At 38.6% G+C, this 637-nt stretch carries 1 pseudogene; it reads left to right on the forward strand.

The window, feature by feature from the left end:
• Positions 1-87: 87 nt before the first annotated feature.
• A pseudogene (locus ACIPNH_RS00445) lies at positions 88-573 on the forward strand (phage portal protein); the annotation flags it as partial.
• Positions 574-637 lie beyond the last annotated feature (64 nt).

Raw genomic sequence — 637 nt, forward strand, 5'->3', positions numbered from 1 at the left:
CTGCAGAAGTACTTCTTGATAAATTATATATAAAAATTGCTATGGAAGTGAAGAAATAGTTTCTTTCCGGCTTAACAAGATTTTTTCTTGTTCGACGCTCCTAACCCAATGACATCAAAATCGGAATTTATTGAGGGGATTGTAACTTATCGGTTAGTTAACGGCAATTCTTATATATTGATGGTTGAGTCACAGAATAGTAGAAAACCACCAACAGAGCTTTATCTTCTGCGCCCCGATAGGGTTGAAATTGTTCCAGGGAGAAATAACGTTCCTTATATCTATCGTTATACCATAAATAACAACAGTTATGACTTTAAAGTTGATAAACTAACCGGACGTTCAGCAGTGTTGCACCTAAAGACCTTTAACCCTTTGAATGATTGGTATGGGCTATCACCAATTGAGGCAGCTGCATATAGCATAGATCAGCATAATCAGGCGGGTGCTTGGAATCAAGCGATGTTGCAAAACGGAGCAAGACCAAGTGGTGCAATAGTTGTGAAATCAGCAAAAGATGGAAGTGGTGGAAGTTTAAGTCAAGAGCAGTACCAACGCTTAAAGGTGCAGATATAGCTCTTTTCATAGAAGTCCGGATGTGATAAGATAAGGATAGAAGATGATAAGGAGGTTGAGT

Source organism: Wolbachia endosymbiont of Drosophila barbarae (assembly GCF_044752445.1).
Lineage (GTDB): Bacteria > Pseudomonadota > Alphaproteobacteria > Rickettsiales > Anaplasmataceae > Wolbachia > Wolbachia pipientis.